The organism is Echinicola shivajiensis, from assembly GCF_018642165.1.
GTDB classification, from domain to species: Bacteria; Bacteroidota; Bacteroidia; order Cytophagales; family Cyclobacteriaceae; genus Echinicola; species Echinicola shivajiensis.
The window spans coordinates 186414-205112 of the sequence record NZ_JAHHZM010000005.1; the positions used below are offsets into that span (position 1 = coordinate 186414).

Genomic DNA, 18699 nt, shown 5'->3' on the forward strand with positions numbered 1-18699 from the left:
AGAAAGATTAGGCCTTCATGTTCTTTCCAACTCTAATTGAAAGCATTACAATTCCAAATAAAATAAATACTAGAATAGGCACCTGATAGGTTTGAAAGCCAGTATTTAACCAGATAAAAATAAAAGCGCCCAAAACTATTCCGGTTAAAAATGCCATTAAAACCCATTGGGACAAGATCGCTTTATTCATTGATTATAAGTTTTTAAAAGTTGTTTTATATCCTACCAAGGACATTCCATAAGTGATCCCAAAACCGTCTCTTCAGAGGTAGAAAAAGTAATACTCTCCTCCAGCTTTTCCTGAATAATATAGAACTCCCACAAACCGGACTGTATGCCCTTAATGGCTTCTTCAACGGTAATATTCCATCTTTCACCATTTTCATTTAATCCACCAATTCTTTCGATAGAGCCTTTTAGTGGTCCCTTCTCTATCTTATTCACACATTGGATTTTTAGTCTTCGCATAATGGAATCCTAGTTTGGATGCCCAATATCTGCAAGTAAGCTAAGATTCCCAAACTGAAATTTCGGAAATTGAATTTTAATTGGGATAAATTGGTTGTCATCAGTTAAATAAATGATTAGTTTTTAAACTGATGTTGGTTCATCATCTCAAGGGTTTCAAATGCGATTTCCCTGTATGATGTTTTTACCCACTTCCACATTCGAAACATTGGTTTTGAATGATTTGTTTTTCTATAAATATTGGCTTTGATAATGTTTTTTTCTTTAAGGATCACACTGATATATGTGGTGTCAGTTTTAAAGGTTTCAAGTATAGTGGAAATATAATCAAATTCTTCAATAGGAGAGATTCCGTTTATATGTGTTACATATTCGTAGTCATTTTTTTGAGTGTTAAGTTTACCAATTGCATAATTATTAGGATAGTTGTACCTATCTGAAAAAGTGTTTTTGTCCTGATAAGCAATTTCATAATCTTTTATTACAGTTACTTTTACAAGTTGATTTGGTAGAGAGCGCATATCCACTAATTGAGCAAACAACTTTTCTTTGTAGTTAGGGGTGTTACAACTTATTAATAATGCTAAAGTAACTACTTGTAGTATGATTGCTTTCATCTTTTTAGGTCTTGTCCTAAAGGATTACTTACATTTTCTAGCTTTTGGAGGCTTCATGCGTCTTCACATAATTGCAGTAAATACGATCTTAATTTATCCTTAATTTCAGGGTGTTGGCTTTCTATATTATAATTATCATCTCCCTTTAATTTTATTTCAGCATTATTGTCCAAAGGTTTGCAGGTAAAGATATAGGTCTCAAAATACTCGTCAGTTAGTATTTCATTAACATACATTGCTATTTTGAATGTTACTTTATTGGAATTGTTATTCCTTACAATTTTGTTTTCAGTATAAGTCATGGCACATCCTGACCCGCAACTGATGGTAAAAGAGTTGTTTGCTGTTTTTTTAGAGTCAAGCAATACTATGCCTTCCAAGTCATATTTAAATTGGTCCGTTTTTGTGTAGCTGGAAACAGCATTTTCACGAATATTTAGCCCATTGACTTTATAGCGTATAGTAATGATTTGGGTTTGGGGATTGGTCTCAAGTGAAATTTCATCAAACGTAGATTGTATTGTGGCCGTATTGGGGATTGTGGGGCATTTTTTAAGTTTTTTTATAGCCAAAGTGTCTTTTGAAAACCATTGGTTTAAGAAACTTAAATGTTTATCAGAGCATTGGTATCCTAAGTCCAAGTAGCTTAGTAATTTACAATCAAGGTTGCTTCTGTTTTTATCAGGTATTCCACCAGCCCATTCGCATTCGTTTCCTATGAAGGTCGCTATATAGCCCAAAGCTGCTCTTTCTGCTTCGGTGATGTTTTCTTTATAGTCTTTATTGAGTACAATGGTATTGACTTCAGTTTTTAATTCTTCATCATACAGGGTTTCGCGCCATAAGACAGTTGCTTTTTTATTCTTTGGTCCAGCAACTTTTGCTTTTTTTGAAGAAAGTAAAAAGGCTGTAAAATTGATATGTTCAGGGTCACCGGCAGGTCTTATGCTGTCCGTTTTCCAGTTTATAATGATTCTTTCACCCTTGAAATATTTCCCTTCCCATTTATCTTCACTTAACATTACGATAGTGTCCATCCCCTTTTTTACAGTGAACAGCACTTCATCATAGTCATAATTATTGAAATCTATATACGTAACTGTGTCAGCATAAATATTTCCGAAATATAATCTTTCATAGGGTCTCAAACGGCTTTCTAAATTTTCGGGAATGCTAATTTGTTTCTCAGACTGCTGTGTGGCGGTGCTTTTTGTGCTTTTATTTATTTCAATCCCTGAACTTCTATCTTGGATTGAATGGTTCTGTGATGCCTTTTTACAGGAAACTAGGGAAAAAATTAGTGAAAATACCAGTAGTAAAAGTAGTATAGCGGTGTTTTTCATTTGTTTATTGATAAGTGATTCCATCAAATTTTAACACCGAGGTTTTAGTAGTAATGGTGTCTTTGCTGTCACAATCCCCATTTTCGTCTTTAAAAGCTATGCTATTGGTGATTTTGCTCTTTACCATAATATCAAAATAACCATTGCTTCTTTCTTCCAAGATAATGAGTGTTTTTTCCTCGCTTGCAAATTCACCTTCACAATCTCCGTCCCATCCACCTGTACCTTTATTTACTTCGTAATTATGTAGGACATTCTGTAAACTATTGTCCGCTATAATATACAAGGAAAGACGGTCACTTTTGTATGGATTTACTCGCGAACTACCGACAAAATGGGTTTTAATGCCAAAAGCCCTCTCGTTTTCTATTATGGTATAGGGTGCCGTGTCAACAGTTATTTCCTTTAGCATTATGGCATCCGAAATCCAGCCATTTGTTTCAGCGCTTTCAAAATAGTGATATAAAACCTGCTCATTTTCTATATTGACGAAGGCTATATGCGCATTGAGTTCAAAATAACCTTCTTCTTCGCTACCTTCTGCAATTTCCGGAATAACCACAACTGCTTCATTTGGACTATTAGGCAGTATTTTAAATGCTTGTAATTTAGGTATTAGTTTCGGATGGTTAAGGTTAAGATCTTTTATTACCAAGTCATAACATATATCTCTAATTCCTAAAAGTCTCAAATTTCCGTTGGCTTCAATTTTAACGATGCTTTTACCTGAATCTGGCTCATCATCTTCGTTTACTGTATATTGATAGTGATGTATGATGCGGTCCGCCTCAATTGTTGCTTTTGATCTAGCCCAGCTTTCTACCATTTCGTCATATGCTATCATTTCGGAAGCGATAACATTGCCGTATAGATCGTAGTTGATAAGCCGAGATTCTATTATATCATCATTTTGTAGTACGGTTACCACAATGGTATGAAAATCTTTAGAGAGATTTAATCGATAGGCTGAAATAGCATGGTAATTGAATTTGGAATTATTCCAATTAACGTCAGAAAGCTTTAATGCTTCGGCGTTTATGTTTTGGTAGTCACTTTTATCTTTAAAACTGCCAAGTGAGGTGCTATCCACTAATGGAACACTTTTTACTTTCAGTTTTTGTAACTCTTCTCTAAATATTGTGACCCCTTCTGAAGGTTCGACAGCTGCTTCAATTTGTTCAGCTGCTGCATCCACGGCATTTTCTGCTTCTTGTATTTCTATTGCTCCTTTTTGCTCAGAGTTTTGTTCGCCACATGAGAAAAACAATAATGATAATATGAAGTAAATATGTTTCATTTTTGGTTTAATTTACTGTACTATTTTCATGGGGTTTAATATTTAAGGTTTCTGTTTTGACAGCAAAGCCTTCCTCGAAATACTGCAGCTCTCCGCACTGCTCTATGGCTTCATCATCACAAAATATTACATCAAATGTTGCCAATTGGTACTTACGGTACATGGACAGTTCTTCAACAGAAAAGCCGCTAGGATCTTCTTCGTTATTTATAAAATAGGCAGTCCCATAATCCCCAAATATCAAGGGGTTCCAGTTTTTGGTATATTCATAAAATCTTAAGGAATAATTGGGGCTTGTTTCTTTAGCTCGGGCAAGTTGGAGGCTCACAAATTCTTTGATGGCTAGGTTTAAAGCTGTTTTGTCCTCAACAGGGTTTTTAATAAGGTACAAGTCTGCATATACCTTGGACTGGATAAACTCCATTTTTACAAAAAATAGCTGGTAAACTGGAACGCTTACAGTAACGATTATCAAAAGAATAGCTAGTCCAAGTCGCCTTTCTTTCTTTTTGAAAATCCAGCCCAAAAGTTTAAATAAGAGGAATGCCCCTATTCCAACTATTGTGAGCAAAAAAAATAGGATAAATATTTCCATTTGGTGTTAACTATTTTCGTTTAAAATATACTTTTTCAAAACACCATGAAGATATGGTTTTGTCTGGTTGGGGATTTGTCATTTGTTCTTTCAAATTACATCAATTACTTTTTCTAAAATATAATGACTTACTCCTACCATTATTGTAATGAGGAGAAGGATCATAACACGTAAAAATATTGCCTTTTTATATTGTTTTAATTGTTTTTTTATGTAGAGAACATCTAAAAGAATAAACAACAGCGCAATTGTAGCACCAATTGCTAAACCAACATGGACTATCCCCCAACTATAAAACATATGAAATAAATATCCCATCCCTTCTTTGGGTATCTTATTAGGCCCTAATACAAACCGCATATAAACCATGCCCAATAGCAAAGCCAAAGCAATCCAAATTGTGTAGGATAAAAGCTGCTTTAAAGTTTTCATTTTAGTGTCTTTTTTCTTTTGTGCAAAGGCTATCCCTTATGGTTTCATCGGGGATAGTTTTTAATTTGTATAGCAGATCCTTATCTCTTAAATCGATGTTTTGGGTGACCTTACAAACAAAGGTGAAGGCGTCTTTTTCATTACCAGACTCTGTTTTGTAAATAGTATGAGTTAACATCCAACGGCCATTTTTAAAGATAATAAAGTAATGCGCTTCAAAAAGCCCCCTGTCGGGGAAAGCGGTTTCGATAACAAATCCATTTTTATCCTTTTTAATGTGCTTTATTTGATTGCCTCCATCCTCAGAAAAATTCACGGTTTTTAAAGCCAGTTCATAGTGGTCATTTTTATTGACAAATAATAACAGTTCATCTTCTTGGTAAGGTCCAGCACTCACGACTTTGTCAGGTATAGTATCATTATTAATATCTAAGTCAATTATAAAATAATGTTCAGCACCTACGTAATCAGAAATTTTATAAGTTGTTGGAGCTTGGTTCAAATCTGTGATTTCATTATCGCTACTCAAAGCTTTTTCAAACAAATCGGCCAGTAATTGCTTTTTTGAAGGACTTAGATGATCAACCAAGCCTTTTTCAATCACAGGATGCGGGGAATCGAAAAGGAAAAATAGTATTGAACGGGCTTCTTCGTCACTCAATTCAGTTAATTAAATGGTACTTTTTATGTTCTTTGATATAAAGCACGGTTTTGTCTTGAAGATAATCAACTGCGTCCGGTTCCCACTTCCCTTGTTTACAGAGTTTAATAAGGTCTTTTTCGTGGTTATTATGTTTGCTGATGAGGAGGAACCAATAGTCAATATATTCATTTGCTTCTTTGTATAATTCTTGTGGTTTATCATTTCCCTTATCCAAACTAAAATAAGTTCGAAATCTGGCAAACTCTTTTGGAAATTGTCTTAAAAAGTTCTCTTCATCTTTGGTTATAAAGCTTTCTCGCAGGTTAAAAACACTGATTTCCGATCCTTGTTTTTTTGTAGAGTTGCAGGCTGTTATTAGTAAAGAAAAAAGTACAATATAAATTTGCTTATTCATGACAGGTCTATTTGAGGCCTTGTTAATAAAGGTTACACAGCTTTTAAGTTAAGTTCAGAAGCAATCTGTAGGCCCGTTTGAATGTCATGTGTCAGCTCTTCCACAATTTTAAGATCATCTAGTTTTCCGGAAGGGAAGGAGAACAAACCATGTTCGTTCTCTACCGCCAAGAACAGTTGCTGGTGCTGAAAGGATAATAAAATAGGTTGATTGAATTTTTCTTTTAAAGTGACTATGCGCTCCATCAGCGATGCAGAGAGCACATAACGTGCTTCAATTTGATCGGTGCTATACACTAGAAATTGTTCAGCAAAACGTGGATCTTCCAATCGTATTCGTTGTTCTTCAGTAAAGTTATAACTAATTAACCTGTTCAATTTTGTGCATGTATTATTGGGTATTACTACCGTATGTCCATTCAGTTTCTTTTTAAACTTAAGCCAACAAAACATTCCCCGAAAAGTAAAGGTGTGATTGTCCACTGAGCTGTTCGAAACCATGTTCTTGAGTACATATTGATACAGCAAAACAAACATATTGAGTAGAGGGATCTGCAGTAATGCACCAAGTAGCTGGTTGGATGCATTGTTTTCTACAATGCCGATATCTGCAATATTTATTTGGAGGTCCCTGGAATGACTTCTGATTTGCCCGAAGCTGTACATGGGCGACTCTTTTTTTAGCCAAGAAAAAAGTTTGCTTTTAATAATCTCTTTATTGGGGGCTATAAGACCTTGTGAAAATTCAACTTCCGGGAACAGGTTGTTTACCATATTGACCATGGTTTCGTTTTCTTTTATTTTGAAATTTTTAAAGGCCTGGGCAAATCCAAGACTACTGGGGTATAACAATAAAACAAGCCCTGATAATAAATATACATTGATATATGGATTATTAGGGGAAACTTGAAATGGTTTTAAAAATGCAGGTGTATTTGCAAAGTAGTTTAGCCCAAAAATAATAAGCATGGCTATAATATAGAGTGCAGTAATGCTCCATAGTACTTTTTGATAAAATAAACTGCGTTTCCTCTTGCGATACAGTTGCGCCAAGGACTTGCTGGTTGCTATATAGGTATTCTGTATTCTTGCTTGCATTATTCTTTTGGCCAAGAGATTGTGTTCCAAGGGCTGGCAGGATCTTCCACAACTTGTTTATAAATATGGAATACCCCTTCCTTGTATTCTTTAGCGCTTTCTCGCCTATCAGGGGCAAAATCAAGGGCAAAACCAAGGGCCAAGCTTTTTCCAAATTCATCCCAAGATGAAAAATGTTGAACAGCCAGCTCTCTGGCAAACTGGATGACTTTCCAAGCTTCTTCTTCAGAAATAATATTGGCAGTATAGGCTTTTCGGGCTTGTCCTACTAATACCGCAGCATCGTAAGCTGTTACTCCTAAGTCCAGTTCGGAATCAAAAGTAAGTATGCCGTTTTGCTTTAATTTCTGTAATGTTTCTCCCGTTTTTAACTGATCAAGATAGTTGTATGCGCGTTCATTAGTACCAAATTTTTCGGCCATCAATATAGCCCATTGCTCTTTGGGCTCATGTTGGATCATATTGTAAATAAAATCGAAATACCAACGGCGACCATCTTTCATAAAATACTCGGTTAGGTCCCAGTAGCCTACTTTGGTGTCAATGCCCCAACCTTCCAAATAGGGCAGAATGTCCTTGGCCTTTAAAAAACCTAAGGTGTTGGTGTCGGCCTCCCACCACTCAGAAATGGGTGTATAAAAAGCAATGGCAAAGAGCTGATTTTTGTCGAGCGTACTGTTTGCTGATTTTTTGAATTTTGCTTTAAATGTGCTGTTTTCATCATAGCCTTCTTTGGCTTTTAAAAAGTACCTTATTATATATGAGACAATGACGATGATCAGTATGGCATAGGTGTACCATGGTAGGTTCTCTAATTGTTGCATAATTATGAATTGAATAATTGGTTAATATTGACTTCTTTTTGTTCGGCTTCAGGAATATCCAAAAGGGGCTTTGCTTGGTCTTTTCTGATCCCTGCTACGATATTTGCCGGAAACATTTCTATGGTATTATTATATGCTGTTACGGCTGCATTATAGGCCCTTCGTGCAGCTGATATTTGTTCTTCTATATTGGACAATTCATATTGAATGTCCGAGAACTGTTTGTCAGCTTTTAAATTGGGGTACTGCTCTACATTCAGTCGTAAATAGCCCATCAGCTTTGTCAATTCATTTGAAGCTTCAATTTTTTCTTCGGCCTCATTTGCTTCTTTTACCTGACTTCGTAAGGCAGTAACTTGTAGCAGTATTTCTTTTTCGTGGGCTAGATACTGTTTTAATAGTGTTACCAAGTTGGGTATAAGGTCAAATCTTTGTTTTAAATAAATTTGTATGCTTCCGAAGGCCTGTGTGACTTGGTTTTTCCGTGCAACTATTTGATTGTTGACCACAACCGAACAAATAATTACCGCCAATGCCAAAGCCAATAAAATTATCTCTACAATCATATCTATTGGTTTAATCGTGTTCTGATGTTGTTTTTTTGAATGACTTAGATTAAAATGCTTCATTATATTTTTGGGCAAAACCTTTTAAAAACTGGTTTTCGAAATGCTTCTCTTGCTAATTAGAAACAATGCTGGTTTAGGTGAAAAAATATTTCCAATTAAGTCAGGATTAAAAATCTCCTAAGTAATTTTTACTATACTTTCAAGTTGGTCAAATACTTTCATCCGGTACATTGTTGATTTTTTACAACAATGAAAGTACATCGGAAAAAGGAAGCGGGAAATAGAGAACCTATTTCCGAAGAGGTAGAATGAATAAGTGTAATACTTTATGGAATATCCGCTAAATCACTATCTAGCTGTTGTACCAATTTAAAAATGTGCTTAGAAAAGGTTCTTTTTTCCGGGAGGAAACAGGTATTTTTATACCGTTTTTGAGGTGAATGACTCCCGATTTGTCATACTTGTCTATGAATTTTAAATTGACCATATATGATTGGTGGGGACGTGTGAAATTTGCTTTACAAAGACGATCCTCGAATTCTTTTATGGTTTTTGAAACGATGTATTTTTTATTGTCTTTACAGTAAAAGGTAGTGTAACCTTTATCAGATTCACAATACATTAATTCGTTTAGATCAATTACCTGAAGGCTGTCATGGAGAGATAATACCAATGTATTGCTATTATTGCTCCAAACCTGTTTTGCCATTTTCAATTGCTGCTTTTGCCGGTTTACCGGAAGTTGCACCACTTTTTGAATTGCGGTTTGTAGTTCGTCTATATCAACAGGTTTAAGTAAATAGTCCACTGCTCCAATTTTTAATGCCCTTAAAGCATGTTCTTCATATGCAGTAATAAAGATAACTTTGAAGTCCAGGTGCTCAGTTTGTTCTAGAAAATCAAATCCACTGCCATCTGTAAGGTTGATGTCCAAAAAAACCAATTGTGGTCTACACGCATGGGCCACCATGACCGCTTCCTTCACTGATTTACATTCTCCTATTACGCTTATTTCAGTGTCGAGGATTTGGAGAAGGTTACACAGACCCTTCCTTATATATTCCTTATCTTCAATTATAAGTGCTTTCACTGTTTTGTGTTTTTATATAGGGGATTATCAATTCAACAGTTGTTCCTTGTTCATGATACTGTTTTCTATCCGTAATGGTTAGGCTCCCTTTCTTGTTAAATTCCTTGGATAATATTTTTAACCGTTCTGATGTGATGGCGGTTGATATAGATTTCTTGTTTTGGTTTTTATGTCTGTTCTGGTAATAGATACCCAAACCGTTGTCAGTAATTACGCAAATTAATTCTTCATTGGAATAGCTGAGCTCAATTTTAATGTCTCTATTTCCGGTGAGGTTTACAAAAGCATGTTCTATGGCATTTTCAACAAAGGGCTGAATAAGCATCGGGGGAATTTTAAAAATCGATGTGTCAATAGTGTCTTCAACTGTTATGGAAAAGTAGTACCGTTCATTTTCCAGATTTTGAAGTGCTAAATAATTTTCAACAGCCAATAACTCTTGTGAGAGCAATACAGTTCGGTCCCTGGAGTTTTCTAAAATGGTACGAAGTAGTTTTGAAAACTTAGATAGATAGGAAACCGATTTTTTTTGCTCTTTATTCAAAATCATGCCTTGCAAAACGGATAATGAATTAAAGATAAAATGCGGGGTCATTTGGGATCTCAATAGTTTTTGTTCTATTAATGCATTTTGGGTTTTGGATTTTTCATTCCTTAATTTCAATAACAAAATGATGATTCCCAAAATCAGGGTGGTTATTAAAAAGGTAACAATACCTATAAATAAGTTACGCTGTGACTCTTTTAAGCTTTGAGAGGTATCTAGGACAGTTTGTGTTAACTTAAGCTCCCGAATACTGGCCGAATCCAAGGCTTGTTGGTATTTGTATTCGTATTCTAATTGGGTGATTTTTTCAATGTTTTCTCTGTTGAAAATGCTATCATTTAATTTTTTGTATTGTTGGTGACTTCTGAAAGCTTCTTTGAAATTATTGGTATTGCTATAAATTTCTGAAAGTAGTACTGAAGCATTTTTTTGCCCTTCTATCAATTCTAGTTCTTCTGCAATTTTCTGCCCCTCCAATGCATAAGTAAGGGCTTTGGGATACTTTTTTTCGTGTAGAAACGTTTCGGCAGTGCCTAAAAGGCTAGCTGATAGAAGACGTTTGTTTTTAGTCTCTTCACTGATTTTTCTAGCTTTGCTATAATTTTCGCGGGCAGTTATGAGTTTGTTCTGTAGCAAATGGATATTTCCAATCTGGATCAAGTCAGTAGCAATTTGTTTTAGATTATTACTTTCTTGACCTACTTGAAGCGCCATATTAAAATATTCAAGCGCCTTTGGATATTCCTTTTTCTTCAAGTATATCTTGCCAATATTGCTGTGGTTGGCATTTACAAGAGTCTTATATTCTGTATTAATTAAAAGTGCTAATGATTTTTTATGGTAGTCCAGGGCTTTATCATATTTCTTAATTGAAGTATAAGCGTCCGCCAAATTGTAAAGCATGTTTGCTATACCTATGGTGTTTCCCCTTTTTTCTTCATGGGCTAAGCTTTTAGTATAATAATCAATGGCTAAGGGGTAGTTTCCTTGTCTTGAGTATACAATCCCTAAGTTGCTATACACTTGTGATACTCCATCCTCATCATTGATAACTTCACTTAAAGTTAAAGCTTCTTTAAAGTTGTCTATGGCACCTTTATAATTTCCAATTTCAGAATATACATTTGCAATATTTATTAAACAGGTAGCCATTTCTCTTCTGTTTCCTAAATCGTTATAAATTGCTATAGCCTTTTGATAATTTTCTATGGCTTTTACATACAGAGATAAATCATAATTAGTAATACCGAAAGCTACGTAAACATCTGCAGTCCTCTTTTTATCTTGAATGGCTTCAAAATACTTTAGTGATTTCTTGAAAAAAAATAGACTTTCTTCATAATTGGCCTTCATGTTTTCAAGCCTTCCTTTAGCAAAAAGCACCCGAGCTTTTCCTTTTGTGTAATTTAAAGAATCGCTAAGTTTATCTGCTTTATCAAGGTATAACTTAGTTGTGTCTAAATCTTTTCGGAAATTGGCATATGCAATATCATATAAAAGGTTTACTCGAGTAGTATCATTTGTTATGTGGCTTTCCAAAATATTTTTTAGGCTATCTATATTTTCAGTTTGAGCGGTTAGGGCTGAAATAAATAACAGGGAGGCAAGTATTGAAAGAATGGAGTTTTTCACAGGGTGCATAAATGGGAAAAATTGGTTTAGCATTGAAAAATAGTAAATGATAGAATAGTGGCTTAATATCACAATTTTTTGGTGAAAGGTAAGAGTAAGTATTTCAGATTGTATGCCTGCGAAACGAAAAGCCTGCCACAAAATTATCCATTTCTAACCAAGTGCTTCACTTGAAAACAGTATCTATTCATTAATTCCTTTGTTTGAAAGTATAATTGGCTTCTTAGCTATCGAATGCTATTTATCATAGATTTTTAATATAAGGATTCACTTTCTGTTTTTTTGGACAAGAAAGATCACCTATTAATTTTGCATCTTCTTAATTAAATTAAATCTAAATAAATATTATGAAGAAGCGTTTACTCTTTTTAGTATTGGGATTGTTAAATACTACTATGATACTAGCTCAAAATACAGCGGTGATCAAAGGAAGAATTTTTGATTCATCGGGTCAAGAAGTGCCTTATGGAAATGTCTTGATCAAAGGAACCAGTAAGGGGACTGTTGCTGATGAAAATGGAAAGTTTCTGATTTCAGGGCTTCCTGAGGGTAACTTTACGTTAATGGGATCTTCTGTAGGATTTAAGGGAAGCGAGATCAGTGTTGGTCTTGGAACAGGTGAAATTGCTTCGGTAAGTATTATTTTAAAAAATGAATCTCTTGATCTTGCGGAAATGGTGGTTTCAGCAAGTAGAAATCCGGAATCCATAGATGAAGTTCCATCTTCATTTACCATTCTTTCTCGAAAGACCATGGACGAATCGATGGTCGTAACTACAAATATCATCGATATTTTGAGTAATAATGTACCTGGACTTGGACCAAGCACAGGTACAAGTAGTAATTGGGGACAGACATTAAGAGGAAGGCCACTTTTGATCATGGTGGATGGTGTACCGCAATCTACTCCCCTAAGAAATGGTTCAGTAGATTTGCGATCCCTTGATCCTGATTTGATAGAACGTGTAGAAGTCATAAAAGGCGCTACGGCAGTTTATGGAAATGGAGCAGCTGGCGGTTTGGTCAATTATATCACACGCACCCCAAGGACTGAAAAAGCATTTAATTCAAGAACATCAATAGGAAGTTCGGGTTCGCTTTCCAATATTGATAACAGTGTGGGGGCTAGGATAAGCCAAATGTTTTATGGAAAATCTGGCAAGATGGACTATGTGGTCAGTGGCGTCTTTGAGCAGACAGGTGAATGGAAAGATGCCGAGGGAGATGTGCTTCCGCCTACCTATGGTTTGGGGGAAACCGATTCCTATAATGCTTTTTTTAAGTTTGGATATGATCTAAGCTCCAAACATCGCCTTCAGTTCAGCTATAATTATTACACGAGCGAACAGAAGACCAACTATGTTTCTGAATTTGGAAATTATGAGGAAAGGGAAAAGACCAGAGCAATTTTGGGCAAACCTGAAGGAGAACCACAGGGGATTAGAGGAAACCATAATGCTTTCCTAAGGTTTTCTGGCAAGGAGGCTTTTGCCAATACGGATTATGAGGTGGATCTTTATTATCAATCCGTGGACAATGTTTTTTTCCAGTCAGATGTATTTATTGATGGGGGACAATCCATGATTTCATCTGATAAAAAAGGGCTTAGGTTCCAGTTCAATACCCCCTTATTGGCTTCCGATAATGTGAAAGGAAATATTTCATATGGACTTGACCTGATGAACGATATTACTTCTCAGCCATTGGTAGACGGAAGGCAGTGGGTACCTGAAATGGATATGTTCAATACGGCCCCATTTGCACAGTTGAAGCTGGACTTTTTTGATGCCATGGTTTTCAAAGGGGGCCTACGATTCGAAAAGGTAAATATTGGCGTAGAAGATTATAAAACCCTGGAGACCATCAATTCTTCCACAGGAGAAATAAATCCTTCATTTGATGTAAAGGGAGGTGAGCTTGCCTATAATACCTGGTTATTCAATGCTGGTTTAAGATATAACAAATGTGGGTGTTTCTCTCCATACTTGAGTTTTTCACAGGGTTTTAGCGTGGCAGATGTTGGGGTTATGCTTCGATCTGCTAGTGTAAATGACATGAAGGATATAAGTACCGAAGCAGTAGTGGTCAATAACTACGAAACTGGATTTGTAAGCGAGTTTGATCGCTTCCGATTTGAAGGAGTGGGATATATTAGTACCTCCGAGCTAGGAACCAGTGGTAAATTTGTAGATGGAGTCTTTGAGGTTCTTAGAAGCCCGGAAAGAATCCATGGTTTTGAATTCGTCTTTGATATGGAAGTGACCGATCAATTGACTGCTGGGGCCAATTATGCCTATGTGGAAGGTAAAATGGATGTCAATGACAATGGTTCATTTGATGATTCAGAAGACGCTTATCTAGGTGGGGAGAGAATTTCAGCTCCAAAGATGGGGGCATATTTAAGGTACTTATTGTTGGATGAAAAGCTATCCTTAAAGCTTCAGTACAATGGGGTGGGGAACAGAAAAAGGTTTGAAAAAAATGAGGCTGGATCCTATGATGTCTATAAGGCGCCAGTAGAAGCCTATCATCTATTTGATCTTGCGGCAAGTTATCAGGTAAATTCAACGGTTGCCCTGAATCTAGGAATTCAAAACCTTTTTAATGAGGATTATTTCCCTGCCAGATCACAATGGTTTACTCGTTCGAACTTGTATACTAAAGGTAAAGGAACATCATTCAATATTAGTGCAGTGATCAACCTTTAAAATACTAAGGAAAAACATTATTACATTAACCAAGCATATAAGGCCACTAAACAAGTGGCTTTTTTCTATTTCATTTTAGTTTGATGTATTGGATTTATTTTTTACGCCATTTTTAATTTCATGAGCTTCAGCATGGTTATGTTTTGCCTATACTTGATGCTCTTGAATGAGGAATTGCAATTATATAAGTTAGTAAGTTAATCATTGGCTCTCCTGGTACCTGTCTTGTTCAAGATGAAAAGGAAGTTCACTTCAGTTGAATGTTTGCTAGGGGCCTCAAAGATGATAAAATGGAGGTTTTAAGGACTAATTTTGTGGCTTGTTACCATCTTTTGTTTTATGCTTATGATTTTGTTTTGCCACCATTGCTGAATCAATGAAACCATTGTGGTTATTAATTGCTTTAATCAGTCACAACAGCAATTTTTATCACTATTGGCTTTTTCAAAGCATTCTTTTCTTCTTTAAACGCAAAGTATGAAAGTCCGAGTGTTCCGATACTGTCTATGAATGAAATTTCAAACAGTTCATAAATACCACTGCTCACAAGTAAAATGATGGACATATAAACACAACCCATAGTACAATTGGCATCTGCTAAAATTGGTGCAGAATTCAGGTGATTTCCAACATTTCTTTTCCAAATGACCAAAACCCGCATTATTGTTATTGAAACTATTGAAATAAAAACTCCCCAATAAGTTGTTAGTGGCCTGTCCGAATGTTTTGAATACTCGTTATTACAAGTCCGAAAACCAAAATATAAAAAGTAATTTCCGTTACTCTTAATGCTGTTTGCTTAAAGTCATCACGTTTATTTTGGGGATTGTTTTGAATTCTTACAATCATATGGGCAATTCCAAGTCCCGATATTACTTCGATAAAACTGTCAGAACCAAAACCAAATAGAGCTAGACTTTCATCTTCAAATCCAATATATGTCGAAATCAGCCCTTCTGCAATGTTGTAGATTATTGTGAACACTGCGAGTCCAAAAGCAGTTTTATATAGTTTCTTTTTATTTGTTATTAATATCATCCCCTTTTCTTCTTTACATATCATTATCGAACATTGAAGGAGAACTTAGTGCTTAGGTACTGTTCTGATTTGAAGAGGGAAAAAGAGGGGGGATTCCTACACCTCAGTATCGGAATTAGCATACTTGGTCACAGACCATACTACACCTTTATTCTGCTCTTTTTGATTTGCTATAAATATTTGATTTTCAGATTTATATCTGAAAATAGTTTACGCTTATTGGAATTGCAAATTCCTAAGTTAGTAAGATACTATCTGTGGCCAAACTTAGAGGGGGAAAGAAGAAAACTGGTGATAAAGATGTTTTTTCTAATGAATATCATCTCTGTAGCCAATTTTGATCATTGTCAGCATATGAAATTAGTGATACATTTTAGATCATACTATCCTAAGTCAAAATAAAAGGAATATGATATTGAATACTTCAGGCTATTTAAGTGGCTCGAATATACGTTATAGCATTATGTTAGGATTTGTTCTTAACTAACTCGTCTCGGAAAGGGGCAGAATAATTAAAGTAAACACTCGTATCACTTGGATTTATTTAAGGGGGATCATGCCAATAGCTAATACCTCGTAAAAGTACAGGTAGAGAAGAAATGGTATTCCTCATGAAGAGATTGTAAAAAAAATATTATGGAAAAGACAAGATTTAAAATATTGGTTCTGTTGATCGTGGCGAATAGTCTATTCGTCGGTTGTTCTAAAAATGGTGTTCAAAGTACAGAAGAATTGCTGAAAGATCCTGTAAAACAGGATGAAATAATGACAACAATCAGTAAGGACCATCAAATGATGACCAATATGATAGAACATATGACGAAGAATGACCATGCCCTGCAAATGATAGCTGGAAATAAAAGTATGATGCAGCAAATGATGGGCAGCAGCCAGATGATGAAGGATAGCACAATGTCTGAAGTAATGATGGGCAATATGATGGAAATGATGGGACAGGATTCCGTTTTCTGTAACAGGATGACCAATATGATGATGGAAAATCAGCATATGATGAGTGCCATGATGGACATGATGAACCGAAATGGCATGGAGATGGGGAAAGGAAAAGAGCTGGAAGGGATGCAAATGCACCGCCATGAAGGTGTGCATTAAAATAAGATCATATGCATGAATGGAACTGGAGCAACTGGGGAATGGCTATGATATGGCTAGCTTGGATACCGTTGATTGCACTGGCGGTATGGCTCATAGCCAGACAAAAGGATGAGCAACAGATAAGCAGGGAAAGTCCATTGGATTTATTAAAAAGAAGGTATGCTAATGGTGAAATCTCCAAGGAAGAATATGAGGAAAGAAAGAAAGTCTTGAAAAAGGATTAATATATGCACGGAATAGCTTGTGGCAGATAGGCTTGATTTCTGGACTAGGGTACTTTTCCGTAAGGGAATAGTGTTTCTTTATATACTAAGCTTGGTGGCGATTGGTGTAATATATTGATTTATAGGTTTTTTGTAGTTTTAAAGGTAGCCCCTATATGTGGATTTTTCCCGGTGAGCTAATTGGCTAATTGAATCCAAAGCCATTTTAAATCCATATTTCGGTATAAGCATGTTGTATTTTGGAGAAATAATCATGGACGATGTCAAATCTTGATAAGAACACTACCATTACGAAAGCTTCAGGAGAAAAAGCCCTATTTGATTTATCAAAACTCAGGAGATCTTTAGAAAGATCAGGTGCCAATGAAATGGTTGTTCTTCAGGTGCTTGAAGAAATTCAGGGCTTACTATACAATGGCATAACTACTGAGGAGATTTATAAAAAAGCTTTTTCTTTATTACAAAAAAGTTCCCGTTCTACAGCCTCCAGGTACAAATTAAAAAAGGCTATTTATGAACTGGGACCGACAGGTTTTCCCTTTGAAAAATTTGTAGCTGCCATCCTAAAATACGAAGGGTTTCAGACCGAGATCGATGTTATAGTGAAAGGACATTGTGTGAATCATGAAGTCGATATAGTAGCTGAGAAAGAGGATAAACATTTTATGGTTGAATGCAAGTTTCACAACGATCAGGGACGGGTTTGCGATGTTAAAATACCTTTGTATATACATTCCAGGTTTCTTGATGTGGAAAAACAATGGAAGCAACACCCAGGACATGAATTCAAGTTTCACCAAGGTTGGATTTTTACAAATACCCGTTTTACTTTCGATGCGATTCAATATGGAAATTGCTCTGGGTTAATGTTAGTCGGTTGGGATTACCCAAAAAAGGGTAGCCTGAAAGAACGAATTGATTTATCAGGGCTTCACCCTATTACCAGTATGACCACAATTACCAATTACGAAAAAAAGAAATTATTGGCCAAGGAAAAGGTATTATGCATGGAAATCTACCACCACCCCGAGCTATTAAATTCTATTGGAATAAGTGAGAAAAGGCATAAAAGAATACTAAAGGAAGCCCAGGAATTGTGCGGTACGTAAAAATTGAAAATAGGAAGAAGCATGCTTCATTCCGTCATGGATATTTTTGGGGCAGCAACAGTACTTTTTGATCGCTTTCCTATCAACTATCTTTTGTTTTTGAGGATAAATATAGTAAAGGTATTTATGGCAATAGCTGTAGATTGTGTGGTATTCATTGCTGGAAATGAAGTTGTTGTATTCGCTTGTCTGCCAGCATGCTATGGATTTTACTGGGGAGATAGCCTTCTTGATAGGGAGGGGATAAAGCTTTGATGTTTTTTCTGCTCTCAATAAGATTGGCTGCTTTATCCAAATCTGTGGTAAAACCATTAAACAATACCGGGCAACCTTTTTTACTGAAATAGGAGGCCAGTGAAAGTTGCTCATAGGAAACTTGATAGGGTGTAGGATCAATTAATAAAAGGTCAGGAAAGTACTTTGGATCTTTCCGGAAAATATCCATTGTTGATATTATTGGCTGAAAACCCATTTGGCAGATAAGATCAAGTAAATTGTCCTCTACAAGATCATTATTGGCAATAATTAATACTTTTAGCATGAGATATAATACGTTGGTGACGTAACACAAGAATAAAAGTATTAAAATGAAAATTGATTCTTATACGTGTAAATGGTATACAATATATGTTTAATTGTGTTTTTTGTAGTTTATCTGATGTTGGAGTGTTTAAGTGTGTGTTATCGACATATTTTTAGGTTTATAAATATTGTTGAACGCGTCATTGCTTGTTTTAGGTCGGAAAAGTGATATCATTTGATCTTTTGCGACGGGATTTTTTTAAGGAGAAGGGATATTACCCATTTTTTAAAAAGTATAGGTAAGCCACATGTTCTAATTTATCATCCCATAAATTTGTTATGATTTTTTGTTTTGTTAAAACTGTTTTTTGTGTTTAAAATATTGTTTTTTGTGTCTAACAATGGTTGTTGGC

Annotated in this window: 21 protein-coding genes; 4 read left to right on the forward strand and 17 right to left on the reverse strand. The window is 35.5% G+C overall.

Annotated features, from left to right (window positions below):
* Positions 1-7: 7 nt before the first annotated feature.
* From KMW37_RS10985 to KMW37_RS11050, 14 genes are all read right to left on the reverse strand, one after another.
* Positions 8-190, reverse strand: coding sequence for a hypothetical protein (locus KMW37_RS10985; protein ID WP_215224672.1), 183 nt, complete (start codon positions 188-190; stop codon positions 8-10).
* Between the two features lie 32 nt (positions 191-222).
* Complete coding sequence (locus KMW37_RS10990; protein ID WP_215224673.1) at positions 223-468, reverse strand: DUF3892 domain-containing protein; 246 nt, start codon at positions 466-468, stop codon at positions 223-225.
* Between the two features lie 116 nt (positions 469-584).
* Positions 585-1085 (reverse strand): hypothetical protein, encoded by a 501-nt coding sequence (locus KMW37_RS10995; protein WP_215224674.1) that lies wholly within the window; start codon positions 1083-1085, stop codon positions 585-587.
* A 53-nt stretch (positions 1086-1138) separates the two neighbouring features.
* On the reverse strand, positions 1139-2428 hold the full coding sequence (locus tag KMW37_RS11000) for a hypothetical protein (RefSeq protein WP_215224675.1): 1290 nt from the start codon (positions 2426-2428) through the stop codon (positions 1139-1141).
* Positions 2429-2432: 4 nt separating this feature from the next.
* A complete protein-coding gene (locus tag KMW37_RS11005; protein WP_215224676.1) occupies positions 2433-3725 on the reverse strand; it encodes a PA3715 family protein in 1293 nt (430 codons plus the stop codon).
* Between the two features lie 7 nt (positions 3726-3732).
* Positions 3733-4296, reverse strand: a complete 564-nt coding sequence (locus tag KMW37_RS11010) for a hypothetical protein (RefSeq protein ID WP_215224677.1) — start codon at positions 4294-4296, stop codon at positions 3733-3735.
* A gap of 114 nt (positions 4297-4410) precedes the next feature.
* A complete protein-coding gene (locus tag KMW37_RS11015; RefSeq protein WP_215224678.1) occupies positions 4411-4752 on the reverse strand; it encodes a hypothetical protein in 342 nt (113 codons plus the stop codon).
* A gap of 1 nt (position 4753) precedes the next feature.
* A complete protein-coding gene (locus tag KMW37_RS11020; protein WP_215224679.1) occupies positions 4754-5413 on the reverse strand; it encodes a hypothetical protein in 660 nt (219 codons plus the stop codon).
* A gap of 1 nt (position 5414) precedes the next feature.
* Entirely contained in the window at positions 5415-5810 is a 396-nt protein-coding gene (locus KMW37_RS11025; RefSeq protein ID WP_215224680.1) for a hypothetical protein, read from the reverse strand.
* Positions 5811-5842: 32 nt separating this feature from the next.
* On the reverse strand, positions 5843-6907 hold the full coding sequence (locus tag KMW37_RS11030; RefSeq protein WP_215224681.1) for a DUF3137 domain-containing protein: 1065 nt from the start codon (positions 6905-6907) through the stop codon (positions 5843-5845).
* Entirely contained in the window at positions 6907-7731 is an 825-nt protein-coding gene (locus KMW37_RS11035) for a DUF1266 domain-containing protein (RefSeq protein WP_215224682.1), read from the reverse strand. The genes KMW37_RS11030 and KMW37_RS11035 overlap by 1 nt, the downstream gene beginning before the upstream one ends.
* 2 nt (positions 7732-7733) lie before the next feature.
* Positions 7734-8297, reverse strand: coding sequence for a LemA family protein (locus tag KMW37_RS11040; protein ID WP_215224683.1), 564 nt, complete (start codon positions 8295-8297; stop codon positions 7734-7736).
* 355 nt (positions 8298-8652) lie between these two features.
* Positions 8653-9390 carry a LytR/AlgR family response regulator transcription factor gene (locus KMW37_RS11045; protein WP_215224684.1) on the reverse strand — a complete coding sequence of 246 codons (738 nt, stop codon included), beginning with the start codon at positions 9388-9390 and terminating at the stop codon, positions 8653-8655.
* The gene (locus tag KMW37_RS11050; RefSeq protein WP_215224685.1) at positions 9371-11602 is read right to left on the reverse strand and encodes a tetratricopeptide repeat-containing sensor histidine kinase; all 2232 of its coding nucleotides are present in this window, start codon (positions 11600-11602) and stop codon (positions 9371-9373) included. The genes KMW37_RS11045 and KMW37_RS11050 overlap by 20 nt, the downstream gene beginning before the upstream one ends.
* A gap of 314 nt (positions 11603-11916) precedes the next feature.
* Here KMW37_RS11050 and KMW37_RS11055 point away from each other — a divergent pair, with 314 nt between their 5' ends.
* A complete protein-coding gene (locus tag KMW37_RS11055) occupies positions 11917-14277 on the forward strand; it encodes a TonB-dependent receptor (RefSeq protein WP_215224686.1) in 2361 nt (786 codons plus the stop codon).
* Between the two features lie 403 nt (positions 14278-14680).
* On the opposite strand, the gene KMW37_RS22445 is transcribed toward KMW37_RS11055, so the two are convergent.
* Together KMW37_RS22445 and KMW37_RS22450 are read right to left on the reverse strand one after the other, a co-directional pair.
* Complete coding sequence (locus KMW37_RS22445) at positions 14681-15067, reverse strand: cation transporter (protein WP_317195569.1); 387 nt, start codon at positions 15065-15067, stop codon at positions 14681-14683.
* Positions 14983-15339 carry a hypothetical protein gene (locus tag KMW37_RS22450; protein ID WP_246581446.1) on the reverse strand — a complete coding sequence of 119 codons (357 nt, stop codon included), beginning with the start codon at positions 15337-15339 and terminating at the stop codon, positions 14983-14985. The genes KMW37_RS22445 and KMW37_RS22450 overlap by 85 nt, the downstream gene beginning before the upstream one ends.
* 612 nt (positions 15340-15951) lie before the next feature.
* On the opposite strand from KMW37_RS22450, the gene KMW37_RS11065 reads away from it, so the two are divergent.
* From KMW37_RS11065 to KMW37_RS11075, 3 genes are all read left to right on the forward strand, one after another.
* Positions 15952-16428: a hypothetical protein gene (locus KMW37_RS11065; RefSeq protein ID WP_215224687.1), complete on the forward strand. Its 477-nt coding sequence runs from the start codon at positions 15952-15954 to the stop codon at positions 16426-16428.
* Positions 16429-16439: 11 nt separating this feature from the next.
* Positions 16440-16655 (forward strand): SHOCT domain-containing protein, encoded by a 216-nt coding sequence (locus KMW37_RS11070; protein ID WP_215224688.1) that lies wholly within the window; start codon positions 16440-16442, stop codon positions 16653-16655.
* 260 nt (positions 16656-16915) lie between these two features.
* The gene (locus KMW37_RS11075) at positions 16916-17764 is read left to right on the forward strand and encodes an ATP cone domain-containing protein (protein WP_215224689.1); all 849 of its coding nucleotides are present in this window, start codon (positions 16916-16918) and stop codon (positions 17762-17764) included.
* A 154-nt stretch (positions 17765-17918) separates the two neighbouring features.
* On the opposite strand, the gene KMW37_RS11080 is transcribed toward KMW37_RS11075, so the two are convergent.
* Complete coding sequence (locus tag KMW37_RS11080) at positions 17919-18305, reverse strand: hypothetical protein (protein ID WP_215224690.1); 387 nt, start codon at positions 18303-18305, stop codon at positions 17919-17921.
* Positions 18306-18699: the final 394 nt, after the last annotated feature.